The sequence below is a fragment of the Dolomitihabitans soli genome (genome assembly GCF_022213955.1).
Classification (GTDB): Bacteria; Actinomycetota; Actinomycetes; order Streptosporangiales; family Streptosporangiaceae; genus Streptosporangium_A; species Streptosporangium_A soli.
In genome coordinates this window covers 97,251-116,654 of sequence record NZ_JAKNTW010000028.1, presented here as the reverse complement: position 1 = coordinate 116,654, position 19,404 = coordinate 97,251, and the positions used below count along the sequence as shown (strand labels likewise).

The 19,404-nt window shown below is 70.9% G+C and carries 17 protein-coding genes; 10 read left to right on the top strand and 7 right to left on the bottom strand.

The window, feature by feature from the left end; genetic code table 11:
- Nucleotides 1-78 precede the first annotated feature (78 nt).
- From MBA17_RS38140 to MBA17_RS38105, 8 genes are all read left to right on the top strand, one after another.
- Nucleotides 79-1,362, top strand: a complete 1,284-nt coding sequence (locus MBA17_RS38140) for a glycosyltransferase (protein ID WP_238502478.1) — start codon at nt 79-81, stop codon at nt 1,360-1,362.
- Nucleotides 1,355-2,761: an aminobutyraldehyde dehydrogenase gene (locus tag MBA17_RS38135; RefSeq protein WP_238502477.1), complete on the top strand. Its 1,407-nt coding sequence runs from the start codon at nt 1,355-1,357 to the stop codon at nt 2,759-2,761. The genes MBA17_RS38140 and MBA17_RS38135 overlap by 8 nt, the downstream gene beginning before the upstream one ends.
- A gap of 15 nt (nt 2,762-2,776) precedes the next feature.
- Nucleotides 2,777-5,755 (top strand): sensor histidine kinase, encoded by a 2,979-nt coding sequence (locus MBA17_RS38130; RefSeq protein WP_238502476.1) that lies wholly within the window; start codon nt 2,777-2,779, stop codon nt 5,753-5,755.
- Nucleotides 5,755-6,171 (top strand): roadblock/LC7 domain-containing protein, encoded by a 417-nt coding sequence (locus MBA17_RS38125; protein ID WP_238502475.1) that lies wholly within the window; start codon nt 5,755-5,757, stop codon nt 6,169-6,171. The genes MBA17_RS38130 and MBA17_RS38125 overlap by 1 nt, the downstream gene beginning before the upstream one ends.
- A 67-nt stretch (nt 6,172-6,238) precedes the next feature.
- Nucleotides 6,239-6,547: a DUF742 domain-containing protein gene (locus tag MBA17_RS38120; protein ID WP_238502544.1), complete on the top strand. Its 309-nt coding sequence runs from the start codon at nt 6,239-6,241 to the stop codon at nt 6,545-6,547.
- A gap of 7 nt (nt 6,548-6,554) precedes the next feature.
- Nucleotides 6,555-7,100, top strand: coding sequence for a GTP-binding protein (locus MBA17_RS38115; RefSeq protein WP_238502543.1), 546 nt, complete (start codon nt 6,555-6,557; stop codon nt 7,098-7,100).
- Between the two features lie 150 nt (nt 7,101-7,250).
- Nucleotides 7,251-8,054 carry an SAM-dependent methyltransferase gene (locus MBA17_RS38110; RefSeq protein WP_238502474.1) on the top strand — a complete coding sequence of 268 codons (804 nt, stop codon included), beginning with the start codon at nt 7,251-7,253 and terminating at the stop codon, nt 8,052-8,054.
- Nucleotides 8,051-9,433 (top strand): aldehyde dehydrogenase family protein, encoded by a 1,383-nt coding sequence (locus MBA17_RS38105; protein ID WP_238502473.1) that lies wholly within the window; start codon nt 8,051-8,053, stop codon nt 9,431-9,433. Before MBA17_RS38110 ends, MBA17_RS38105 begins: the two co-directional genes overlap by 4 nt.
- On the opposite strand, the gene MBA17_RS38100 is transcribed toward MBA17_RS38105, so the two are convergent.
- From MBA17_RS38100 to MBA17_RS38070, 7 genes are read right to left on the bottom strand one after another with little or no spacing between them, the layout of a single operon-like run.
- On the bottom strand, nt 9,434-10,219 hold the full coding sequence (locus tag MBA17_RS38100; protein ID WP_238502472.1) for an ABC transporter permease: 786 nt from the start codon (nt 10,217-10,219) through the stop codon (nt 9,434-9,436).
- Nucleotides 10,216-10,989: an ABC transporter permease gene (locus tag MBA17_RS38095; RefSeq protein WP_238502471.1), complete on the bottom strand. Its 774-nt coding sequence runs from the start codon at nt 10,987-10,989 to the stop codon at nt 10,216-10,218. Before MBA17_RS38095 ends, MBA17_RS38100 begins: the two co-directional genes overlap by 4 nt.
- Nucleotides 10,986-11,969, bottom strand: a complete 984-nt coding sequence (locus MBA17_RS38090; protein WP_238502470.1) for an ABC transporter substrate-binding protein — start codon at nt 11,967-11,969, stop codon at nt 10,986-10,988. The genes MBA17_RS38095 and MBA17_RS38090 overlap by 4 nt, the downstream gene beginning before the upstream one ends.
- 27 nt (nt 11,970-11,996) lie before the next feature.
- Entirely contained in the window at nt 11,997-12,779 is a 783-nt protein-coding gene (locus MBA17_RS38085; protein ID WP_238502469.1) for an ABC transporter ATP-binding protein, read from the bottom strand.
- A gap of 10 nt (nt 12,780-12,789) precedes the next feature.
- Nucleotides 12,790-13,578 carry an ABC transporter permease gene (locus MBA17_RS38080; RefSeq protein ID WP_238502468.1) on the bottom strand — a complete coding sequence of 263 codons (789 nt, stop codon included), beginning with the start codon at nt 13,576-13,578 and terminating at the stop codon, nt 12,790-12,792.
- Nucleotides 13,575-14,363, bottom strand: a complete 789-nt coding sequence (locus MBA17_RS38075; protein WP_238502467.1) for an ABC transporter permease — start codon at nt 14,361-14,363, stop codon at nt 13,575-13,577. The genes MBA17_RS38080 and MBA17_RS38075 overlap by 4 nt, the downstream gene beginning before the upstream one ends.
- Nucleotides 14,360-15,340: an ABC transporter substrate-binding protein gene (locus MBA17_RS38070; RefSeq protein ID WP_238502466.1), complete on the bottom strand. Its 981-nt coding sequence runs from the start codon at nt 15,338-15,340 to the stop codon at nt 14,360-14,362. Before MBA17_RS38070 ends, MBA17_RS38075 begins: the two co-directional genes overlap by 4 nt.
- Nucleotides 15,341-15,903: 563 nt before the next feature.
- Here MBA17_RS38070 and MBA17_RS38065 point away from each other — a divergent pair.
- Complete coding sequence (locus MBA17_RS38065) at nt 15,904-18,918, top strand: sensor histidine kinase (protein WP_238502465.1); 3,015 nt, start codon at nt 15,904-15,906, stop codon at nt 18,916-18,918.
- Nucleotides 18,919-18,976: 58 nt separating this feature from the next.
- Entirely contained in the window at nt 18,977-19,399 is a 423-nt protein-coding gene (locus MBA17_RS38060) for a roadblock/LC7 domain-containing protein (RefSeq protein ID WP_455432931.1), read from the top strand.
- The last annotated feature ends 5 nt before the right edge of the window (nt 19,400-19,404 follow it).

Sequence of the window (19,404 nt, the reverse complement as noted above, 5' to 3'; positions counted from 1 at the left end):
AGAACTACATACTGGCGCGGCGTCCGCGTTTTCGCCAGCTCATGAACTGAACTCATCTTCAAAGAATCTGGAGGTCTGATGTCCCTCACGATCCTCTTCGTGCCGGAAAGCGCCTACGGGCCCACGAACAACTGCGTCGGCATCGGCGACATCCTGCGCCGGCGCGGCCACCGGGTCGTGTTCGCGGCCGAATCGTCGTGGCAGGGCAAGCTCACGGCCCTCGGCTTCGAGGAGGACCTGGTGGACCTCGCCCCGCCCGCCGAGGAGGAGCAGGACGCCGGCCAGTTCTGGAAGGACTTCATCCGCGACACCGCCCCGGAGTACCGCAAGACCACCGCGGAGCAGCTCGAAACGGTCACCAAGCCCATCTGGGACGCGCTGATCGACGGCGTGAAGTACTGCGAGCCGCAGCTCAAGGAGATCATCGAGCGGGTACGGCCGGACGTCATCGTCGAGGACAACGTCATCACCTTCCCCGCCCTGCTCACCGCGGGCAAGCCGTTCGTCCGCATCGTGTCCTGCAACCCGCTGGAGGCGCGCGGCGAGGGCGTGGCGCCGGTCTTCTCCGGCCTGCCCGCCGACGGGACCGGCTGGGCCGCGTTCCGCGCCGAGTACGACCGCACCCACCGCGAGCTCTGGGCCGCCTTCGACGCCTGGTCACGCGAGCAGGGCGCCCCGCCGCTGCCCGACCTCGACTTCATCCACGAGGGCGACGTGAACCTCTACGTCTACCCGGAGATCGCCGACTACACCGAGGCCCGGCCGCTCGGCCCCTCCTGGCACCGCCTCGACTCCTCGGTGCGCGAGACCGACGAGGAGTTCGAGATCCCCGGCTCCCTGGCGGGGGAGGGCGCGCTCGTCTACTTCTCGCTCGGTTCGCTCGGCTCCGCCGACGTGGCGCTCATGCAGCGGGTGATCGACGTGCTGGGCACCACCCCGCACCGCTACATCGTCTCGATGGGCCCGCTGCACAAGGAGATCACCCTCGCCGCCAACATGTGGGGCGCCGAGTTCGTCCCGCAGACGAAGGTCATCCCGCAGGTCGACCTGGTGATCACGCACGGCGGCAACAACACCACCACCGAAGCCCTGCACTTCGGCAAGCCGATGATCCTGCTGCCGCTCTTCTGGGACCAGTACGACAACGCCCAGCGGATGCACGAGCTGGGCTTCGGCGTGCGACTGCCCACCTACACCTTCACCGACGAGGAGCTCACCGGCGCCCTCGCGACCCTGATCGGGGACACCGGCCTGCGTGCCCGGCTCGCGGACGCCGGCGCCGAGATCCGCGGTCGCGACGGGCTGCGCAAGAGTGCCGACCTGATCGAGCGGGCCGCCCGCGCCGAGACACCGCATGCGTGAGCTGATCGACCCCGCCACCGGCCGCCCGGTCGCGGAGGTTCCCGACACGCCCGCCGCGGAGGTCGGCTCCGCCGTACGGGCGGCCAGGGCCGCCTTCGAGGAGTGGGCGGGGGCCACGCCGGGCGAGCGGGCCAGGGTGCTGCTCCGCCTGGCCGACCTGGTGGAGGCCGACGCGGCGGAGCTGACCCGGCTGGAGGTCGAGGAGACGGGCAAGCCGGTGCCGGTGTTCCGCGAAGGGGAACTGCCCTTCGCCGCCGACAACCTGCGCTTCTTCGCCGGGGCGGCGCGCTCGCTCGACGGCACGGGGGCGGGCGTGTTCAGCGCCGGCTACACCTCGGTGCTGCTGCGCCGGCCGGTTGGCGTCGTCGGCTCGATCGCGCCGTGGAACTTCCCGTTCGTGATGGCCGTCTGGAAGCTCGGGCCCGCCCTGGCCGCCGGCAACGCGGTGGTGATCAAGCCCGCGCCGCAGACCCCGCGCGGCACGCTCCGCCTGGCCGAGCTGATCGCCGAGGCGGGCGCCCCCGAGGGGCTCGTCCAGGTCGTCACCGGCGACGCGGAGGTGGGCCACGCGCTGGTCACCGACCCGGGTGTGGACATGGTCAGCGTCACTGGCTCCACCGAGACCGGCCGGTCGGTGATGGCGGGGGCGGCGGGCTCGCTCAAGCGGGTCCATCTGGAACTCGGCGGCAAGGCCCCCGCGCTGGTCTTCGGCGACGCCGACCTCGCCGAGATGGCGCACGGCGTGGCGATGGGCGCGACGTACAACACCGGGCAGGACTGCACCGCCGCGACCCGCGTCTACATCGAACGCGCGATCTACGGCGAGGCGGTCGAAGCCCTCCGCGCCACCCTCGCGGGGATCACGGCGGGCGACCCCCACGACCCCGCCACCGACATCGGGCCGCTGATCTCGGCCGCGCACCGCGACCGGGTCCACGGCTTCGTCGAGCGCGCCGTGGCCGGGGGCGCGCGGGTGCTGCACGGTGGAACCGTCCCCAGTGGCCCCGGCTGGTACTACCCGCCGACCCTGGTCGCCGACGCCGCGCAGGACAGCGAGATCGTGCAGGGCGAACTGTTCGGCCCCGTCCTGGTGGCGCTGCCGTTCGACGGCGAGGACGAGGCCGTACGGCTGGCCGACGACACCCGCTACGGCCTGGCCTCCTCGGTCTGGTCGCGTGACGTGGCCAGGGCCCTGCGTGTCGCGCACCGCCTCAACGTGGGCGTGACCTGGATCAACGACCATCTGCCCATCGCCTCCGAGGCGCCGCACGGCGGCGTGAAGGGCAGCGGCTTCGGCAAGGACATGAGCCAGGAGGCCGTCCAGGAGTACTCCGTGACCCGGCATCTGATGATCAAACATGCGGCCCCCGTGCCGCACGACTCTTTCCGGCCCGCTTAGATGGGGGCCCATCACATGAGCAAGGAACTTCTCCACATGCGCAACTGGCGGGTCCGGCCGAGGCTCATGGCGCTGATCGTGCTGCCGACAGCCGTGGCCGTCCTCCTGACCGGCCTGCAGCTCACCACGGCGCTCGCCACCGCCGGGGGCTACCGGCGGATGGCGGAGGTCGCCTCGGTCGTCGAGCGGCTCGCCACCCTGTCCCACGAGGTCGCCCAGGAGCGCGACCTCACCGCCTGGTACATCGCCGACCGGCACCGCCCGGCCAGGTTCACCCTGGTCAAGAAGCAGCGAGTGGTCGTGGACCGGGCGCTGGCCCGGGTGCGGGACGGCATGATCGCGATCGGCGACGGGCACGGGGTCCGGGCGCGCGAGGAGGTCGCGACCGTCACCCGCTGGCTCAACGGTCTGCCCGGCCTGCGCAAGCTGATCGTGGAGAGCCAAGTGCTGCCGCGCGCCGCCCTCGGCATGTACACCAGAATGATCACCGACTTCGCCACCCTCCACGACGAACTGGGCAAGGACGACGAGCGCCTGGTCGCCGACGCGACCGCGCTCGGCGCGCTCACCCGGGCCAAGGAGCAGGTGGCCCGGCAACGCGGCATCCTCACCGTGGCCCTGGTCGAGGGCCGCTTCGACTACGACGACCTGACCGACTTCCTGGGCGCGTGGAACGCCCAGGAGAGCGAACTGGCGACCTTCACCGCCGAGGCCACGCCCGCCGACGCCGAGCGCTACCGGACCGCGGTGAGCGGCCAGCAGGTGGAGCGCGCCGACGCCCTGCGCGCCTTGGTCGTCGCCCGGCTGCGCGAGGGACGCGGCATCGGTGACCTCGACAACCTCCGCCGCGACGAGGTACGCCTCTGGTTCGACTCCGCCACGGCGATCGTGAACGGCATGCGGACCGTCGAACAGGGCCTCGGCGACGCCGTCGTCCGCCGCACCAAGGACCTGGAGGGGACCGAGCAGCGCAACGCCATGCTCTCGGGCGCGCTGATCCTGATCATCCTCGCCGTGGTGGTGCTGGTGACCCTCATGGTGGCGGGCAGCCTGGTCCGCCCGCTGCGGCGGCTCCGCGGCGAGGCCCTGCAGATCGCCGGAACCCGCCTCCCCGAGACCGTCCGGGTGCTCCGCGAGGCCGGCGAGCACGCCCCGCCCGTCGAGGTGCCCTCCATCGGCGTCGCCTCCCGCGACGAGATCGGCGAGGTCGCGCGCGCCTTCGACGAGGTCCACCGCGAGGCCGTACGGCTGGCGGCCGACGAGGCGAAGCTGCGCAGCAACGTCAACGCGATGTTCGTCAACCTCTCCCGCAGGTCCCAGACCCTGGTGGAGCGCCAGATCGACCTCATCGACGACCTGGAGCAGGGCGAGCAGGACGACGGCCGGCTGGCCAGCCTCTTCCGGCTCGACCACCTGGCCACCCGGATGCGGCGCAACAGCGAGAACCTGCTGGTCCTGGCCGGTCAGGAGCAGTCCAGACGGTGGAGCGACCCGGTGCCCCTGCCCGACGTCGTACGGGCCGCCGTCTCCGAGGTCGAGAACTACGAGCGGGTGACCGTCCAGGTGGCCGCGGGCAGCACGATCGTCGGGCAGTCCGTCAGCGACGTGGTCCACCTGGTCGCCGAGCTGATCGAGAACGCGATCTACTTCTCCCCGGCGGACACGGAGGTCGTGGTGTCCAGCAACGGCGGGGACGCGGGCGGCATCCTCATCGCCGTGACCGACTCCGGCATCGGCATGAACGCGGAGGAACTGGCCGAGGCCAACGAGCGGCTCGCCACCCCGCCCGCCGTCGACCTGGCGGTCGCCCGCCGGATGGGGCTGTTCGTGGTCGGCCGCCTGGCGATGCGGCACGGGATCCGGGTCCAGCTGAGAGCGGGGGAGATCGGCGGCCTGAGCGCCGTCATCATGCTCCCCGGCCACCTGGTCGCGGAGGCGATGCCGAGCAGGCCGTCGCCGCTGCAGGCCCCCATGTTGTCCGCCTCCGCGCTGAACGACCTGTGGGCCGCGCCCATCAAGCCCGCAGACCCCTGGCCGGCCCTGGACAACAAGCCGGCGAAGCCGGAGCCTCGGTCGTCCCGGCGCAAGCCCACCGGCACGCCGGACCTGTGGACCGCCACGGAGAAGCCCGCCGACCCGGCGCGGCCGCCCGACCCGCGGTCGTCCCCGGCCGCCGGGCCCGCCGATCGCGCGGGGGCACTGGACCCGTGGCCGTCCCCGGCCGCCGGACCCGCCGATCGAGCGGGGCCGCCGGATCCGGGCTCCTCCCCGACGGGGCCCGCCGGCACGGGGGGTCTGTGGTCGTCCGCGACGGGGCCCGCCGGGACGGGGGATCTGTGGTCGTCCCCGACGCGTCGTCCGGAGACGGCGGATCCCGGGCCCGCCGGGACGGCGGACCGGTGGGCTTCCCCGGTCGACCGCGCGGCGCCGCCGGATATGGGATCGTCCCCGACCGGGCCCGCCGGGCCGGCGGATCTGTGGTCGGCTCGGGACAACCCCGTCGATCCCTGGCCGACGGCCCAGGCGCTGCCCGCACCGCGTCCGCCCGGCAGCCCCTGGCCGGAGGGCCCGGCGCAGGAGTCGTGGTCCGGCTCGGCGCTGGACCCCGAGGAGTTCCTGCCGATCTTCGCCGCCGTCGAGTCCGGCTGGTTCAAGGGAGACCCCACGGGCCCCACCGAGCTCGCGCCAGAGGAACCCGTGGCCGCGCCGCAGGACCCGTGGAACTCTCCCGGGGACACCGGCTGGGCCGCGGCCGACGCGGCGGCGACGCCGGCCGAGGGCGGCGTGACCGTGTCCGGCCTGCCGCGCCGGGTGCCCAAGGCCAACCTGGTCCCGGGCACCGTGAAACCATCGCCCGCACCAGCCGGCCAACCGCCGCCCGTGCGCTCGCCCGAGCGGGTGCGCAGCCGCCTGTCGAGCTTCCAGCAGGGAGTACGCCGGGGGCGCGCGGAGGCGGGCGAGACGTCATCAGCAGTCGATAGGGAGAACAAGTGATGGAACTCAGTCGAGCCGCCCGTGGCTTCAACTGGCTGATCACGGAGTTCGTCAGGGAGGTGCCGGGAGTGGCGCACGCGGTGGTCGTGTCCTCCGACGGCCTCTCGCTCGCCTTCTCCGCCGGTTTCCCCAAGGACCGGGCCGATCAGCTGGCCGCGGTGACCTCGGGCCTGATCAGCCTGACCCAGGGAGCCGCCAGGGTCTTCGAGGCCGGCGCGGTCACCCAGACCGTGATCGAGATGGAGCGGGGGCTGCTGCTGACCATGTCGATCAGCGACGGCTCCGCGCTCGCCGTACTGGCCTCGCCGGACGGGGATCTCGGCCTGATCGCCTACCAGATGACGTTGCTGGCGGAACGCGCGGGCCAGGTGCTGACCCCCGCGATCCGCGCCGAGCTTCAGTCGACCGGACGCTAGGAGGGATGGGTTGGACGGCGAAGGACAGGCCAGAAGCGGGCGGAACCGCCTGATCCGCCCGTACGCGATGACCCGGGGGCGCACCCGGCCGCGGATCGAGTTGGCCATCGAGGCGCTGGTCTCCTCCGCGACGATTCCGCCCAGAGATCCGTCCACGCTCTCGACGGAGTACCGAACGATCATCAGTCTCACCGGGACTGTACGCTCTGTGGCAGAGATCTCCGCCCTCATGCGGATGCCGCTGGGCGTGACCAGAGTGCTGGTCGCCGACATGGCGGAAGAGGGTCTGGTACAGATCCACCAGCCGGCGCTGGACGCCGGGAAGCCGGATCTCAACTTGCTTGAAAGGGTGCTCAGTGGGCTTCGCAGGCTCTGACTCCGGGCTGTCCTCCACGAAGATCGTTGTGGCGGGCGGGTTCGGTGTCGGCAAGACCACCTTCGTCGGCGCGGTCTCGGAGATCACGCCGTTGACCACGGAGGCGGTGATGACGGAGGCGAGCGAGGGCGTCGACGACCTGGCGCTCACTCCGACGAAGAAGACCACGACCGTGGCGATGGACTTCGGCCGGGTGTCGCTGGACAGGGACCTGATCCTCTACCTGTTCGGCACGCCCGGCCAGCACCGGTTCTGGTTCATGTGGGACGACCTGGTGCGCGGTGCGATCGGGGCCGTGGTGCTGGTCGACACGAGGCGGCTGGCCGACAGCTTCCCCGCGATCGACTACTTCGAGGAGGCGGGACTGCCGTTCATCGTCGCGCTCAACGGCTTCGACGGCAGCCACCCGCACCAGGAGGACGAGGTGCGGGAGGCGCTGACCCTGTCGCCCGGCGTGCCGCTGGTCCGCACCGACGCCCGGACGCGCGAGTCGGTGAAGGCCACACTGATCACTCTCGTCGAGCACGTCGTGAAGACGTCACTGCCCGTTTGACCGACCTGATGCCGAAAGGGGGCGCCGAATTTCCGCAGACCTTGAAAGGGCTTTCCGCAGACCTGGGAAACAGGCGTCGCCGGGGCCGTGCGGCCGATAGTCTCTGGCCTTGATCGCGAAAGCCGGACCGCATGGCCCCTGGAGGGCGCGTTGCAGCACAACGAACCGTCCCTCACCGAGGGGACGATCGACCTGACGAAGCCGAACGTCGCCCGTGTGTACGACTACCTCCTGGGCGGGAAGGATCACTTCGCGGTCGATCGCGCCGCCGGCGACCAGATCCGGAAGGCCATGCCGGGCGTGCAGATCGGCGTGGAGGAACAGCGGGCCGTGCTGCGCCGCGCCACGCGCTACCTCGTCGGCGAGGCGGGCCTGCGCCAGCTCCTCGACATCGGCACCGGGCTGCCGACCGTGAACAACGTGCACGATGTGGCGCACAGCGTCGACCCGGGAGTCAGGGTCACCTACGTCGACAACGATCCCATCGTGCTGTCCCACGCCAGGGCGCTGCTGGCCAACGACACCGCCACCGTCGTGGTGGGGGGCGACCTGCGCCGCCCGGAAGAGCTGCTCGACCGGGCGCAGCTGATGGACAACCTCGATCTCCGCGAGCCGCTGGGGCTGATCCTCTGCGGCATCCTGCACCACATCCCCGACGACGACGACCCCTGGGCCATCGTCGGCGAGCTGGTCGCCGCGCTGCCGCCGGGCAGTCACGTGTTCATCCAGCACCTCGTGGACCCGGGCGGCTCCCTCAGCGAGGAACTGCGCGGGCTCGGCCGGGGCCGCTACCGCCACCGGGACGAGATCGCCCGGTTCTTCACCGGGCTGGAGATGGTCGAGCCCGGCCTGGTCCACGTCACCGACTGGCGTCCCGACCCCGACACCCCGTCCCTCGACTACGACCCCGCCCTCCTGTTCGCGGTGGCCGGCCTCGCCCGCAAGCCCGCATGACTCTCCCGGCGCTCACCGACCCGCTGACCGGGCAGGCCGGGCGCGCTCTCACGCCGATCTCCCCGGCAGCCCTGCGCGCCGCCGCCGACGACCTCCGCGACCGCGCGGCCGGCTGGCGGTCGATCGACCGCGGCCCGGTGCTCGAACGCTTCGCCGCCGCCCTGGCAGGCGACGACGACCTGCTCGCCGCGCTGGTGGCCGACACGGGACGGCACGCGGAGTCCGTCCTGGAGCGGCGGCTCGTGACGGGAATGATCGAGCGCTGGGTACGGCAGGCCCCCGGCCTGCTGGCGCCTCCCGCCGAGCAGGCGTCCGCGATCCCGTCCGTCGCGCTGGCCGGCGCGCACGTTCCGTACGAGCTCGTCGGCGCCATCACCCCGTGGAACTTCCCGCTCCTGCTGGGCCTCATCGACGCGATCCCGGCGCTCGCGGCCGGTTGTGCGGTCCTGGTCAAGCCGAGCGAGGTCACCCCGAGGTTCATCGAGCCGCTGTCCCGCCTGATCCCCTCCGAGCTGCCGCTCCGGGTGGTCGAGGGCGGTGCGGAGACCGGCGCCGCCCTGGTCGGGCTGGTCGACGTGGTGGCGTTCACCGGCAGCGTGCCGACCGGCAGGAAGGTCGCCGAGGCCGCCGCCCGCGCGTTCGTCCCCGCCTTCCTCGAACTCGGCGGCAAGGACCCGGCCATCGTGCTCGCGGGCGCGGACCTGGACCGCGCCTCCTCGGCGATCCTGTGGGGCGGCACCTCCAACGCCGGCCAGTCCTGCCAGTCGATCGAGCGCGTCTACGTCGAGCGCGCCGTCCACGACGAGTTCGTCGAGCTGCTGGTGGCCAAGGCTCGCCGTACCGGGCTGACGTGTGAGGGCGGCCCGATCGGGCCGCTGATCGACCCGGCTCAGGCCGGAGTGGTGGAACGCCATCTGGCCGACGCGGGCGTGCGGGGCGCCGTGACGCGTACCGGGGGCACGATCGAGCGGCACGGCGGCGGGCGCTGGTGCCGCCCCACCGTGCTCACCGGCGTCGACCACTCGATGCTGGTGATGACCGAGGAGACCTTCGGGCCGATCCTGCCCGTCATGCCGGTCGCCGACGCCGAGGAGGCCGTACGGCTGGCCAACGACTCGGTCTACGGGCTGTCGGCGGCGGTGTTCGGCCGCAGCGAGGAGGAGGCGCTGGCGGTCGCGGGACGGCTGGCGGTGGGCGCGGTCAGCGTCAACGACGCCGCCCTCACCGCGCTCGTCCACGAGGGGGAGAAGAACTCCTTCGGGCTCTCCGGCATGGGCGGCTCCCGGATGGGGCCGGCCTCGCTGCGCCGTTTCCTGCGCCGCCGCTCCTACCTGGTGAACCGTGCGAGTGCCGCCGACCCCTGGTGGCACTCCGGCTGATCAGAGGGCGGCGCGGTGCCAGCCGAGCACCCTGCGTTCCACGGCCAGGAAGGCGGCGTTGAAGAGGATGCCGAGCACGCCGAGCAGCAGCGTGGCCGCCCACATGGTGAGGATGTCGAGCTGGCTCTGCGCGATCAGCAGCCGGTAGCCGACGCCCTCGGTGCTGCCGAGCAGCTCCGAGATGATCATCATGATCAGCGCCAGCGCGACGCTGAGCCTGAGCCCGGCGAAGATCTTCGGCGCGGCGGCGGGCAGGATGACCCGGGTCAGCCGTTCGCGCCGGGACAGTCCGAAGACCTGCGCGGTGTCCAGATACTGCCGGTCGATGTAGCGGGCCCCGTCGATGGAGTTGATCAACACCGGCCAGACGACGCCGAACACGATGCCCGCCAGTTGCAGCGGCGTCCCCACCCCCACCAGGACGAGGAAGACGGGCAGCAGCACCGGCGGCGGCAGCGACCTGGCGAAGTGGATCAGCGGCGACAGATACTGCGACAGCCGCGCCGAGCGGCCGAGCGCCACCCCGGCCACGACGCCGAGCAGGCAGGCGGCGGACCAGCCGAGCAGCAGCCTGCCCAGGCTCGGCAGAATGTGCGCCACCGCGTCGTCGGTGAGGAACAACCGGGCGGGCGGGCCCGAGAACCACAGCTCGTACACGTGCAGCGCGATCCCCGAGGGCGGCGGGAAGTAGACCGCGCGCGCCTCGCGGGCGGCCAGCTCCCACACCGCCAGCGCGACCGGCACGATCCACAGGCGGCCCAGCCGGCCCAGCAGGGAGAGGATCATCTCGCCGGCTCCCCGGTGCGCGCGTGGTGCCAGCGGAAGAGCCGCCGCTCGGCCCCGGCGAGCAGCCCGTTGGCCGCCAGCCCGAGCAGGCCCGCCCACACGACCGCGCCCAGCATCTCCGCGCGCTGGTTCCCGGCCGCGGCGGCGCTCATGAAGGTGCCGAGACCCGTCCCGCCCACGAACAGCTCCACGCTCACCGCGACGATGAGGGTGACCGAGACCGCGATCCGCAGCCCGGTGACGATGAACGGGGCCGCACTCGGCAACGAGACCCGCCCGATCACCGCGAGCGGTCCGAAGCCGAAGCTGCGCAGCGTCTCCTTGGCCAGCGGATCGACCTCGCGCATGCCGTACATCGTGTTGATGAGCAGCGGCCACGAGGCGGCGAAGATCACCAGCGACACCTTGGCGTACTCCGGGTCGCGGAACAGGAACTGCGCCACCGGGATGAGCGCGACCGACGGGATCGGCCGCAGGAACTCCACCAGCGGGCGCGCACTCCTCTCCACCTTCCGGAACGTGCCGAGCAGCACCCCGGCCGGTACGGCTATCGCCACGGAGAAGAGCAGGCCCACGCCGCAGGCGTCCAGCGTGTTGCCGAGCTGGAGGAGGAAGTCGGGGTCGGCGGCCAGCCCGAGGGTCTCGCCGAGAACCGTGGAGGCGAGCGGCAGCACCACCGGGTCGATGACCCCGGTCCTGCCCAGGGCCTCCGCGATGAGGAGGAACCCGCAGACGCCCGCCGCGCCGCGCGACAACGTGCCTTTGGTCATGCGGGCGGCGCCGCGACGAGCCCCGCGACATCGATCTCGGTCTTGGTGATCTGGAACTCCGCCAGCAGGTCGGCCACCTTCTGGATGCGGGCCACGTCGAGGGAGGTGGTGAAGGTGCCCAGGCCCATGGACGCGGCGACCTCGGCGGGGATCTTGGTGAACTTCGGGATCACCGCGTTCAGCGCCGCCCGGTCGGACGCGGCTACCTGCTGGGCCTTCGCCATCGCGCGCTGGAAGGCGGCGGCGGTCTTCGGGTTCGCGGTCACCCAGTCGGCGGAGGCGGCCCAGCCGTCGAGGGGGAGGCTGTCGGTGGGGCCGCTCAGGGTGTCGATGACCACCCGGCCGCCCAGGTCCTTCTTGGCCGCGGATATGTAGGGCTCGGTCATCCAGGCGGCGTCCACCCGCCCGGCCTGCAGGGCGGCGAGTTGCTCGGCGAAGTTCACCGGCACGAACTTGACGTCGGCGGGGGAGACTCCGGCGGCCTTCAGATGCGCGCTCACGGTCACCTCGCCGAGCGCCTTGACCACGTTCACCGCGATCGTCTTGCCCTTGAGGTCGGCCGGCTTCTTGACGGGGGAGTCGCCGGTGACGACCACGCCGCTGATGCCGGGGCCGCCCTGCTGCGCCTCGGTCAGCATCTTCAGCTTGGCGACCCCGGAGTCGGAGATCGTGATCAGCGAGACGTAGCTCGTCAGGAAGGCGTCGATGCCGCCGTTGAGGATCTGGGGCATGATCTGCTGCGGGGCCTGGATGGTCTGCGTCTTGACCGTGAGCCCCTCGTCCTTGAAGAAGCCCTTCTCCATGGCGATGAAGAGCGGAGCGGAGGAGGGGACGGGCACGATCCCGACGTTCAGCTCGGTCTTCTCCAGGCCACCACCGGCCTGCGGCTGCTCGGCCGCCGGGTCGGCGCCGCAGCCGGCGAACGCGACCAGGGCGAGCAGTCCGATGAGCGAGCCGCGGACGCTGCGTCCGAACCTCATGGGTCTCCTTCGTAGGGGGGATACGGGTCAACCGGTTGAGGCCGCCTGGCCCTGTCGCCCGCGTACCAGGCGACCGACCTCGGCTCGGAGCTGGACGAAGCCGGGGTGCTCGCGGGTGGTGATCTGGTCACGAGGACCGGGCAACTGGACCCGGAGGTCGCTGACGACTTTAGCGGGAGCCTTCGACAACACGATCACGCGATCGCCCACGTAGACGCTCTCGTCGATGTCGTGCGTGATGAGCAGGATGGTCATGCCGTGCTTCGCGCGCACCCGCAGGACCAGATCCTCAAGGTCCTCCCTGGTCTGCGCGTCGACGGAGCCGAACGGCTCGTCCATCAGCATCAGGGTGGGCCGGTAGGCGATCGCGCGGGCGATCGACGCGCGTTGCTGCATGCCGCCGGACAGCTCCCAGGGATACTTGCCGCCCGCGCCCGCCAGGTCGACCTGCTCCAGCGCGTCCAGCGCCGCCTGCCGCCGCTGCCGGCCGTCCATGCCCTTACGGCGCAGCGGCAGGGCGACGTTGTCGGCCACCGACATCCAGGGGAAGAGCGAGCGGCTGTAGTCCTGGAAGACCACGGCGAGGTTGTCGGGGGTTCGCTCGACCGGGTCGCCCTGGAAGAGGATCTCGCCGCCGGTGGGACGGAGCAGGCCGGCGATGGAGCGCAGCAGGGTGGACTTGCCGCAGCCGGAGGGGCCGACGATGCACACCAGCTCGCCCTCGGCCACCTTGAGATCGACGCCGCCGAGCGCCTCGTGCGCGCCGGGGCCGGTGCCGTACGTGTGGGTCAGGTTGTGTATCTCAAGCACAGCGGGGTCCTCAGGTCGTCTGCTTGGCGGTGCGGTGCCAGGACAGGACTCGCCGCTCCACCGCGAGGAACGCCGAGTTGAGCAGGAATCCCAGCACACCGAGTATCACGATGGTCGCCCACACACCGGGCCGATCATAAGACCTGCGGGCGTCGAGGAGTTGGTAGCCGATGCCCTCGGTGCTGCCGACCAGCTCCGAGATGACCATCAGGATCAGCGCGAGGGACAGGCTGACCCGCAGCCCGGCGAAGATCTTGGGGGTGGCGCTCGGCAGGATGACCCGCCACAACCGCTGGCCGCGGGACAGCCCGAAGACCAGCGCGGTGTCGAGGTGCTGGCGGTCGATGGTGCGGGCGCCGTCGGCGGAGTTGATCAGGATCGGCCAGATGACGCCGAAGATGATCGTGGCGACCTGCATCTCCGGGCCGATCGCGAAGAGGGCGAGGAAGAAGGAGAGCAGCATCGGGGGCGGGATCGCCCGCAGGAAGTGGACGATCGGCTCGAAGAGCCGCGACAGCAGGGCGGAGCGGCCGAGCAGCAGGCCGAGCGTGACGCCGGCCAGTGCGGCGGCCAGCCAGCCGCCCAGCAGCCTGACGACGCTCGGCGGGATGTTGGCGATGGCGCTGTCGTTGATCCATAACCGGCTGGGCGGACCGGTCAGCCACATCTCCCGCATGCGGCCCGCGATCGTGGACGGAGGGGGGAAGGAGTCGTCGCCCAGCGCCCTGGTCGCCAGCTCCCACACGACGATGACGACGGGGACCAGCCACAGGCGTCCGATCCGGCGCAGGACGATCACGTCGTCTCCGTTCTGGCCCGGTGCCAGCGGAACAGACGCCGCTCCAGCAGCACGAACAGCCCGTTGGACAGCAGGCCGATCACCCCGGCCCAGAGGGCCGCGGCGACGATGAACTCGAGCGCGTCGATGCTGCCGCCCGCCTCCAGCACGAAGGTGCCGATCCCGCTGGAACCGCCGGCCAGCAGCTCGGCGCTGATCACCAGGATCAGCGCGATCGCCGAGGCCAGCCGTACGCCGGTGGCGATGAACGGGGCGGTGCTGGGCAGGGACACGCGGCGCAGCACGTCGAACGGGCTGAAGCCGAAGGAGCGCAGCGTGTCCTTGGCGACCGGGTCGACGTCCTTGAGGCCGTACATGGTGTTGATCAGGATCGGCCACATCGAGCCGTAGACGGCGACCGAGACCTTGATGTTGAATCGTTCGGCGAAGACGAGGGCGGCCAGGGAGACCAGCGCGATCGAGGGGATCGGGCGGAGGAACTCGGTGATCGGCCGGACCGCCGCCTCGACCCGCGGCATGGTGCCGAGCACGAGACCGGCGGGCACCGCGATCAGGGTGGCGAGCAGCAGGCCGGCCGCCCACGCCGTGAGGGTGGCGGCGATGTCGGCCAGGAACTCGGGGTCGATCGCGAAGGTGGCGGCGCGGGCGACGACACCGGAGATGAGCGGGAACACCAGCGGGTCGATGACTCCGGTCCGTCCGCCGGCTTCGAGCAGACAGAGAAGCCCCGCGACGCCCAGGGCGCCGCAGAGCACTCTGTTCTCGAAGAGGGAACGTACTCTCACCCCGTGGATCCGATGAGCAGTGACTTGGCCTCCACCTTGCTCTTCAGGTAGCCCTGCTCGAACATCAGGTCGGCGACCCGCTGCAGGCGCGTCTCGTCGAGGCTGGTGGGGTAGCCGCCCATGGTGATGACCGCGGCGGTGGCCGCGTCGATCCTGGTGTAGCTGGGCAGGACCTCCTCGACGGCCTTGCGGTCGGCGGCGGCGGCCTGCTGGGCCTTGGCGAAGGCGCGCTGGAAGGCGGCGACCGTCTTGGGATTCTTGGTGGCGAACTCCTCGGTGACCGCCACGCCGGCGATCGGGAAGTCGGCCGTCGGGCCGGTCATGGTGTCGGCCAGCTTGCGCGCGCCGATGGTGGTCTGTGCGGCGGTGAGATGCGGCTCGGTCATCCAGGCGGCGTCGACGATCTTCTTTTCGAGCTGGCCGCGCATATCGGGGAAGGGCACCTCGACGAAATCCACATCGTTCTCGGTGAGCCCGTGGCTCTTCAGCACGGAGGCCACGGCAAGGGTGCCGATGTTCTTCAGGGTGTTGACCGCGATCTTCTTACCTCTGAGATCGGCGGGGGTGCTCACGCCCGAATCCTTGGCCACCATGAGGTTGAAGGAGTTGGGGGCGGCCTGATACATGTCGGCGATTATCTTGAGTTTGTTACCGGCCGAAACTGCGAGAAACGCCGAGACGTAATTCGTCTGGGTGGCGTCGAGCGACCCTCCGATCAGGCCCTCCTGCGCCGCGGCCCCGCCGACGACCGTTTCGATGGTGACGGTCAGGCCTTCGGCCTTGAAGAAGCCCTTCTTGTTCGCTATATAGAGGGCGGCGGAGTCGGGGATCGGTAATGCGCCTACCGTCAGCTCGGACGTCTCCAGTCCTTCGACGCTGGCGGAGTTCGAAGCCGGGTCGGATCCGCTGCAACCGGCGAGTGCCAGTATCGCTACCAGTCCGGCCGCTGCCGCTCGGCCGGCGAGCCTATACGTCATGAGGTCTCCTTAAGCTGCTTTGACCTGCTTAGGCGGGGTCTCCCCGTGGGGGGCGCAGCCAGAGAGATTGTCCCTGGAAAGCATGATCAATGGGGGGTCAGCCGAATGCGGATCAGCGTACCTGACGTGATCGTCTAAGTCACAGATATCAGTCAATGGCCGAAAATCGGGCAAACAGCAGAATTTATCCCTTCTATGTCTCATGAGGACACCCATCTTCTGAGGTTGCCCCCGCTTCGGAATCGGGGATGCCGCGACGATCGCGAGCTGCCTGTGCGGTGAGACCTCTGCCGAGGTCAGGGCCGTCTTGGAGCGATCGAATGCGTTCTGTGGGGCATCCGGGTCGCGGCTCGGATGCCAGCTCATCTATACGAAATGTAGAAGTTGGGTCATATGGGCTATTGGCCGATCTCATCCTGTTGTGCTCAAATAACCCTCGCCCCATGGGTGCGTCGGCGTCACTAGCGGATAGGTGGCGGGGTCCCCTCCAAAACAGACGGTCAGAGGAGAGGTTGCGGAGGCCAGTGAGGACAGCGTCAATCCCCAGTGATCGCGATTCAAAGATGATCGACGCCCCGGCCTTCGGTGTGCCGGGGGCGTCGAACGGGAGCGATCCCGTACCGGAACCAGGCGACGGGGGCGGCGCTGAGAGCAGCGGGGGGAAACTCGCGCTGAAGAACTGGCGAGTACGGACGCGGCTCATCGCCCTGATCCTGCTCCCCACCCTCGCGGCGGTCATCCTCGGCGGATTCAGAGTCGTCTCATCCGTCAGCAGCGCGGTCGAATACGAACGGGTCCGGACCACCGCCGAACTGGCGGCGGGCCTCAGCCTGCTGGTACACGGCCTCCAGGAAGAACGCGACGTCTCCGCCCGCTTCGTCGAACAGGGACGACCGGCCAGCGGGCTGGCCGTCCTGAGGGAGCAGTACGACGCGGTGGACGGAGCCGTGAAGGAGATCCGCCCGAAACTGAGCGCGATCCTCGACCCCGCCGGCGGAGACGCCTTCGGCGCGCGGGAACGCTCGGAGATCCTGCGCATGCGGAATCGCATCGACGAGCTCGGCAGCATGCGTAAGATCGCGGCCGAAACCGCCCTTCCGGCCATCCCCACCGTCCTCATGTACTCGCGGACGATCGCCGACCTCCTGGCCGTCCACGACGAGATCAGCCGCGGCGCCCCCGACGACGCGCTCGCCGCCAACGCCTCCGCCTACGCCGCGCTCACCCGCGCCAAGGAACAGGCGTCGAGGGAGCGGGCGAGCCTGGCGATCGGGCTGGCGTCCAGACGGTTCACCCCCGAGGGTCTCGACACCTTCATCGCCGCCAGAGCCCAGCGCGACAGCGAGCTCGCGACCTTCCGCGCCGAGGCGTCCGTCGCCCAGCGCCAGTTCTTCGACGACACCCTGAGCAGCCAGAAGAACGACCGCGCCGCCTCCATGCGCGCCAGGGCGCTGGTGCTCGCGGGCAACGACGAGGCGCTCGTGCGGGTCGACCCCGACGCGACCAGAGGAGGGGACCAGAGCCGCTGGTTCGAGGCCTCCACCGACAGCATCGAACGGATGCGCAAGGTCGAGAGCCAGGTCGGCAGGGAGATCATCACGCGCAGCCGGATGCTCCAGGAGGCGGAGCAGAGCGGCGCGCTGGTCGCGGCGGTCGCCAGCGTCATCCTGTTGCTGCTGGTCCTGGCCATCACCGCGCTGATGGCCCGCTCCCTGGTCTCCCCCCTGCGCCGGCTGCGCACCGAGGCCCTGTCCGTCGCCGGCCGCCGTCTGCCCGAGACCGTGCAGCGCCTGCGCGAGGGCGGCGACGCCGCCGACCTCGGGGACATCGAGCCCATCGGCGTGTCCTCCCAGGACGAGATCGGCGAGGTCGCGCGCGCCTTCGACGAGGTCCACCGCGAGGCCGTACGGCTGGCGGGCCAGGAGGCCACGCTGCGGAGCAACGTCAACTCCATGTTCGTCAACCTCTCCCGCCGCAGCCAGACACTGGTGGAACGGCAGCTCTCCCTCATCGAGAACCTCGAACAGGGCGAGCAGGACGAGGGCCGGCTCGGCAACCTGTTCAGGCTCGACCACCTCGCCACCCGCATGCGCAGGAACAGCGAGAACCTGCTGGTCCTCGCCGGACAGGAGCCGGCCAGGCGGTGGAGCCAGCCCGTCCCGCTGATCGACGTGGTCCGCGCCTCCCTGTCCGAGGTGGAGAACTACGAGCGCGTCACGCTGAACATCCCCTCGGGACCGGCGGTGGCGGGCACGTCCGTCAACGACGTCGTCCACCTCATCGCCGAACTGGTCGAGAACGCCATCTCCTTCTCGCCGAGCGAGACCAAGGTGACGGTGGCGACGAACCGCATCGACGGCGGCGGCGTGATGGTCTCGGTCACCGACGTCGGCATCGGCATGACGGGCGATGAGCTGTCCCAGGCCAACTGGCGGCTGGCCAACCCCCCGGTGGTGGACGTCTCCGTCTCCCGCAGGATGGGCCTGTTCGTGGTCGGCCGGCTGGCCCTGCGGCACGGGATCAGGGTGCAGCTCCGCCAGCAGGACAGCGGCGGCCTCACCGCGATGGTCCTGCTCCCGGACCCGCTGCTCGCCATGCCTGGCGTCCGGCAGCCGGGGACCTACGACCGGCAGCCCGTCATGGCGGGTCCCACCCCCTTCGACACCCACCAGCCGCAGAGCATGTTCGGCGGATCGCCGCCGACCGCCGACCCCTTCGACGCCCACCGCCCGCAGAACGTGTTCGGCGGGCTGCCGCAGCCGCCCGTCGATCCGTTCGCGGCCAACCGGAGCGGCAGCTTCTTCGCCGACTCGGTCATGGACACGCCGTGGCCGAGCCACGTGCCGCCCCCCGGATCCGGTCCCGCTCCCGTCCCCGGCTGGAGCGAACGGGATCCCTTCCGAGGCCAGGACTCCGGCGCGTGGTCGATGCAGCCATCACGCGACCCGCTCGCGCCGGACCTGCCCCGCAGGCCGGTGGACACGGCTCCGGTGCGGCGGTTCGGCGGCCAGCAGGACGCCGACATGACCGGCCCGCTCCCCAAGGTGCACAGCTCTCCGGCGGAGACGGGAGACGACTTCCTGCCCATCTTCGCGGCGGTGGAGTCCGACTGGTTCCGCAAGATCGAGCCCGGTGGGCGGCACGAGAGCCCGGCGGCGCCCGCCGTACCCGCGGAGCAGGAGCAGGGCCGGGCCTCGCGCGCGGAGGAGCCCGCCCAGACCGGCGACATCACCCTGCCGCCCCGCGCGGAGAGCAGGGAATGGACCTCGCCGGGAGACGCGGGCTGGCAGGCGGCGCAGGCGGCGAGCCGGCCGAGCATGGGCGGCCTGACGGGGTCGGGCCTGCCCAAGCGCGTGCCGAAGGCCAACCTGGTGCCAGGTTCTGCGGCACCCCCCAGCAGGTCACATCCTGCTCCCGCGCCCCGGCCGGTGATCTCGCCCGACGCGGTGCGCAACCGTCTGGCAAGCTTCCAGCACGGCGTACGGCAGGGCCGCGCGGCGGCACGTGGCGAACTGGGCGACGACCAGGCGTATCCCGACTTCACGCGGAACGTTGAAGCTAACGAGGAGGACTCGTGAACGAGCGGGTTCATGGGCACGGCGGGATCCCCCGGACGTGGGCGACGAAGGAGGATCAGTGAGGGAGCTGAGCCAGGCGGCACGTGGCGTGAATTGGCTGATCACCGATTTCGTGCACAACGTGCCAGGTGTGGCGCACACGGTGGTGGTGTCGTCGGACGGGCTGCCACTCGCGTTCTCCGACGGTTTCCCGCGAGACCGAGCCGACCAGCTCGCGGCGGTCGCCGCGGGTCTGATCAGTCTCACCCAGGGCGCCTCCAGGGTGTTCGAGGGCGGGGCGGTCACGCAGACGGTGGTGGAGATGCAGCGAGGGCTGCTCCTCATCATGTCGGTCAGCGACGGTTCCTGCCTCGCCGTCCTGGCCGCGGCGGACTGTGACATGGGTCTTGTGGCGTACCAGATGACGCTGCTCGTGGAACGGGCCGGACAGGTGCTCACACCCGCTGTCCGCGCCGAGCTGCAAGCCTCACATCCCCGGTGATGGCG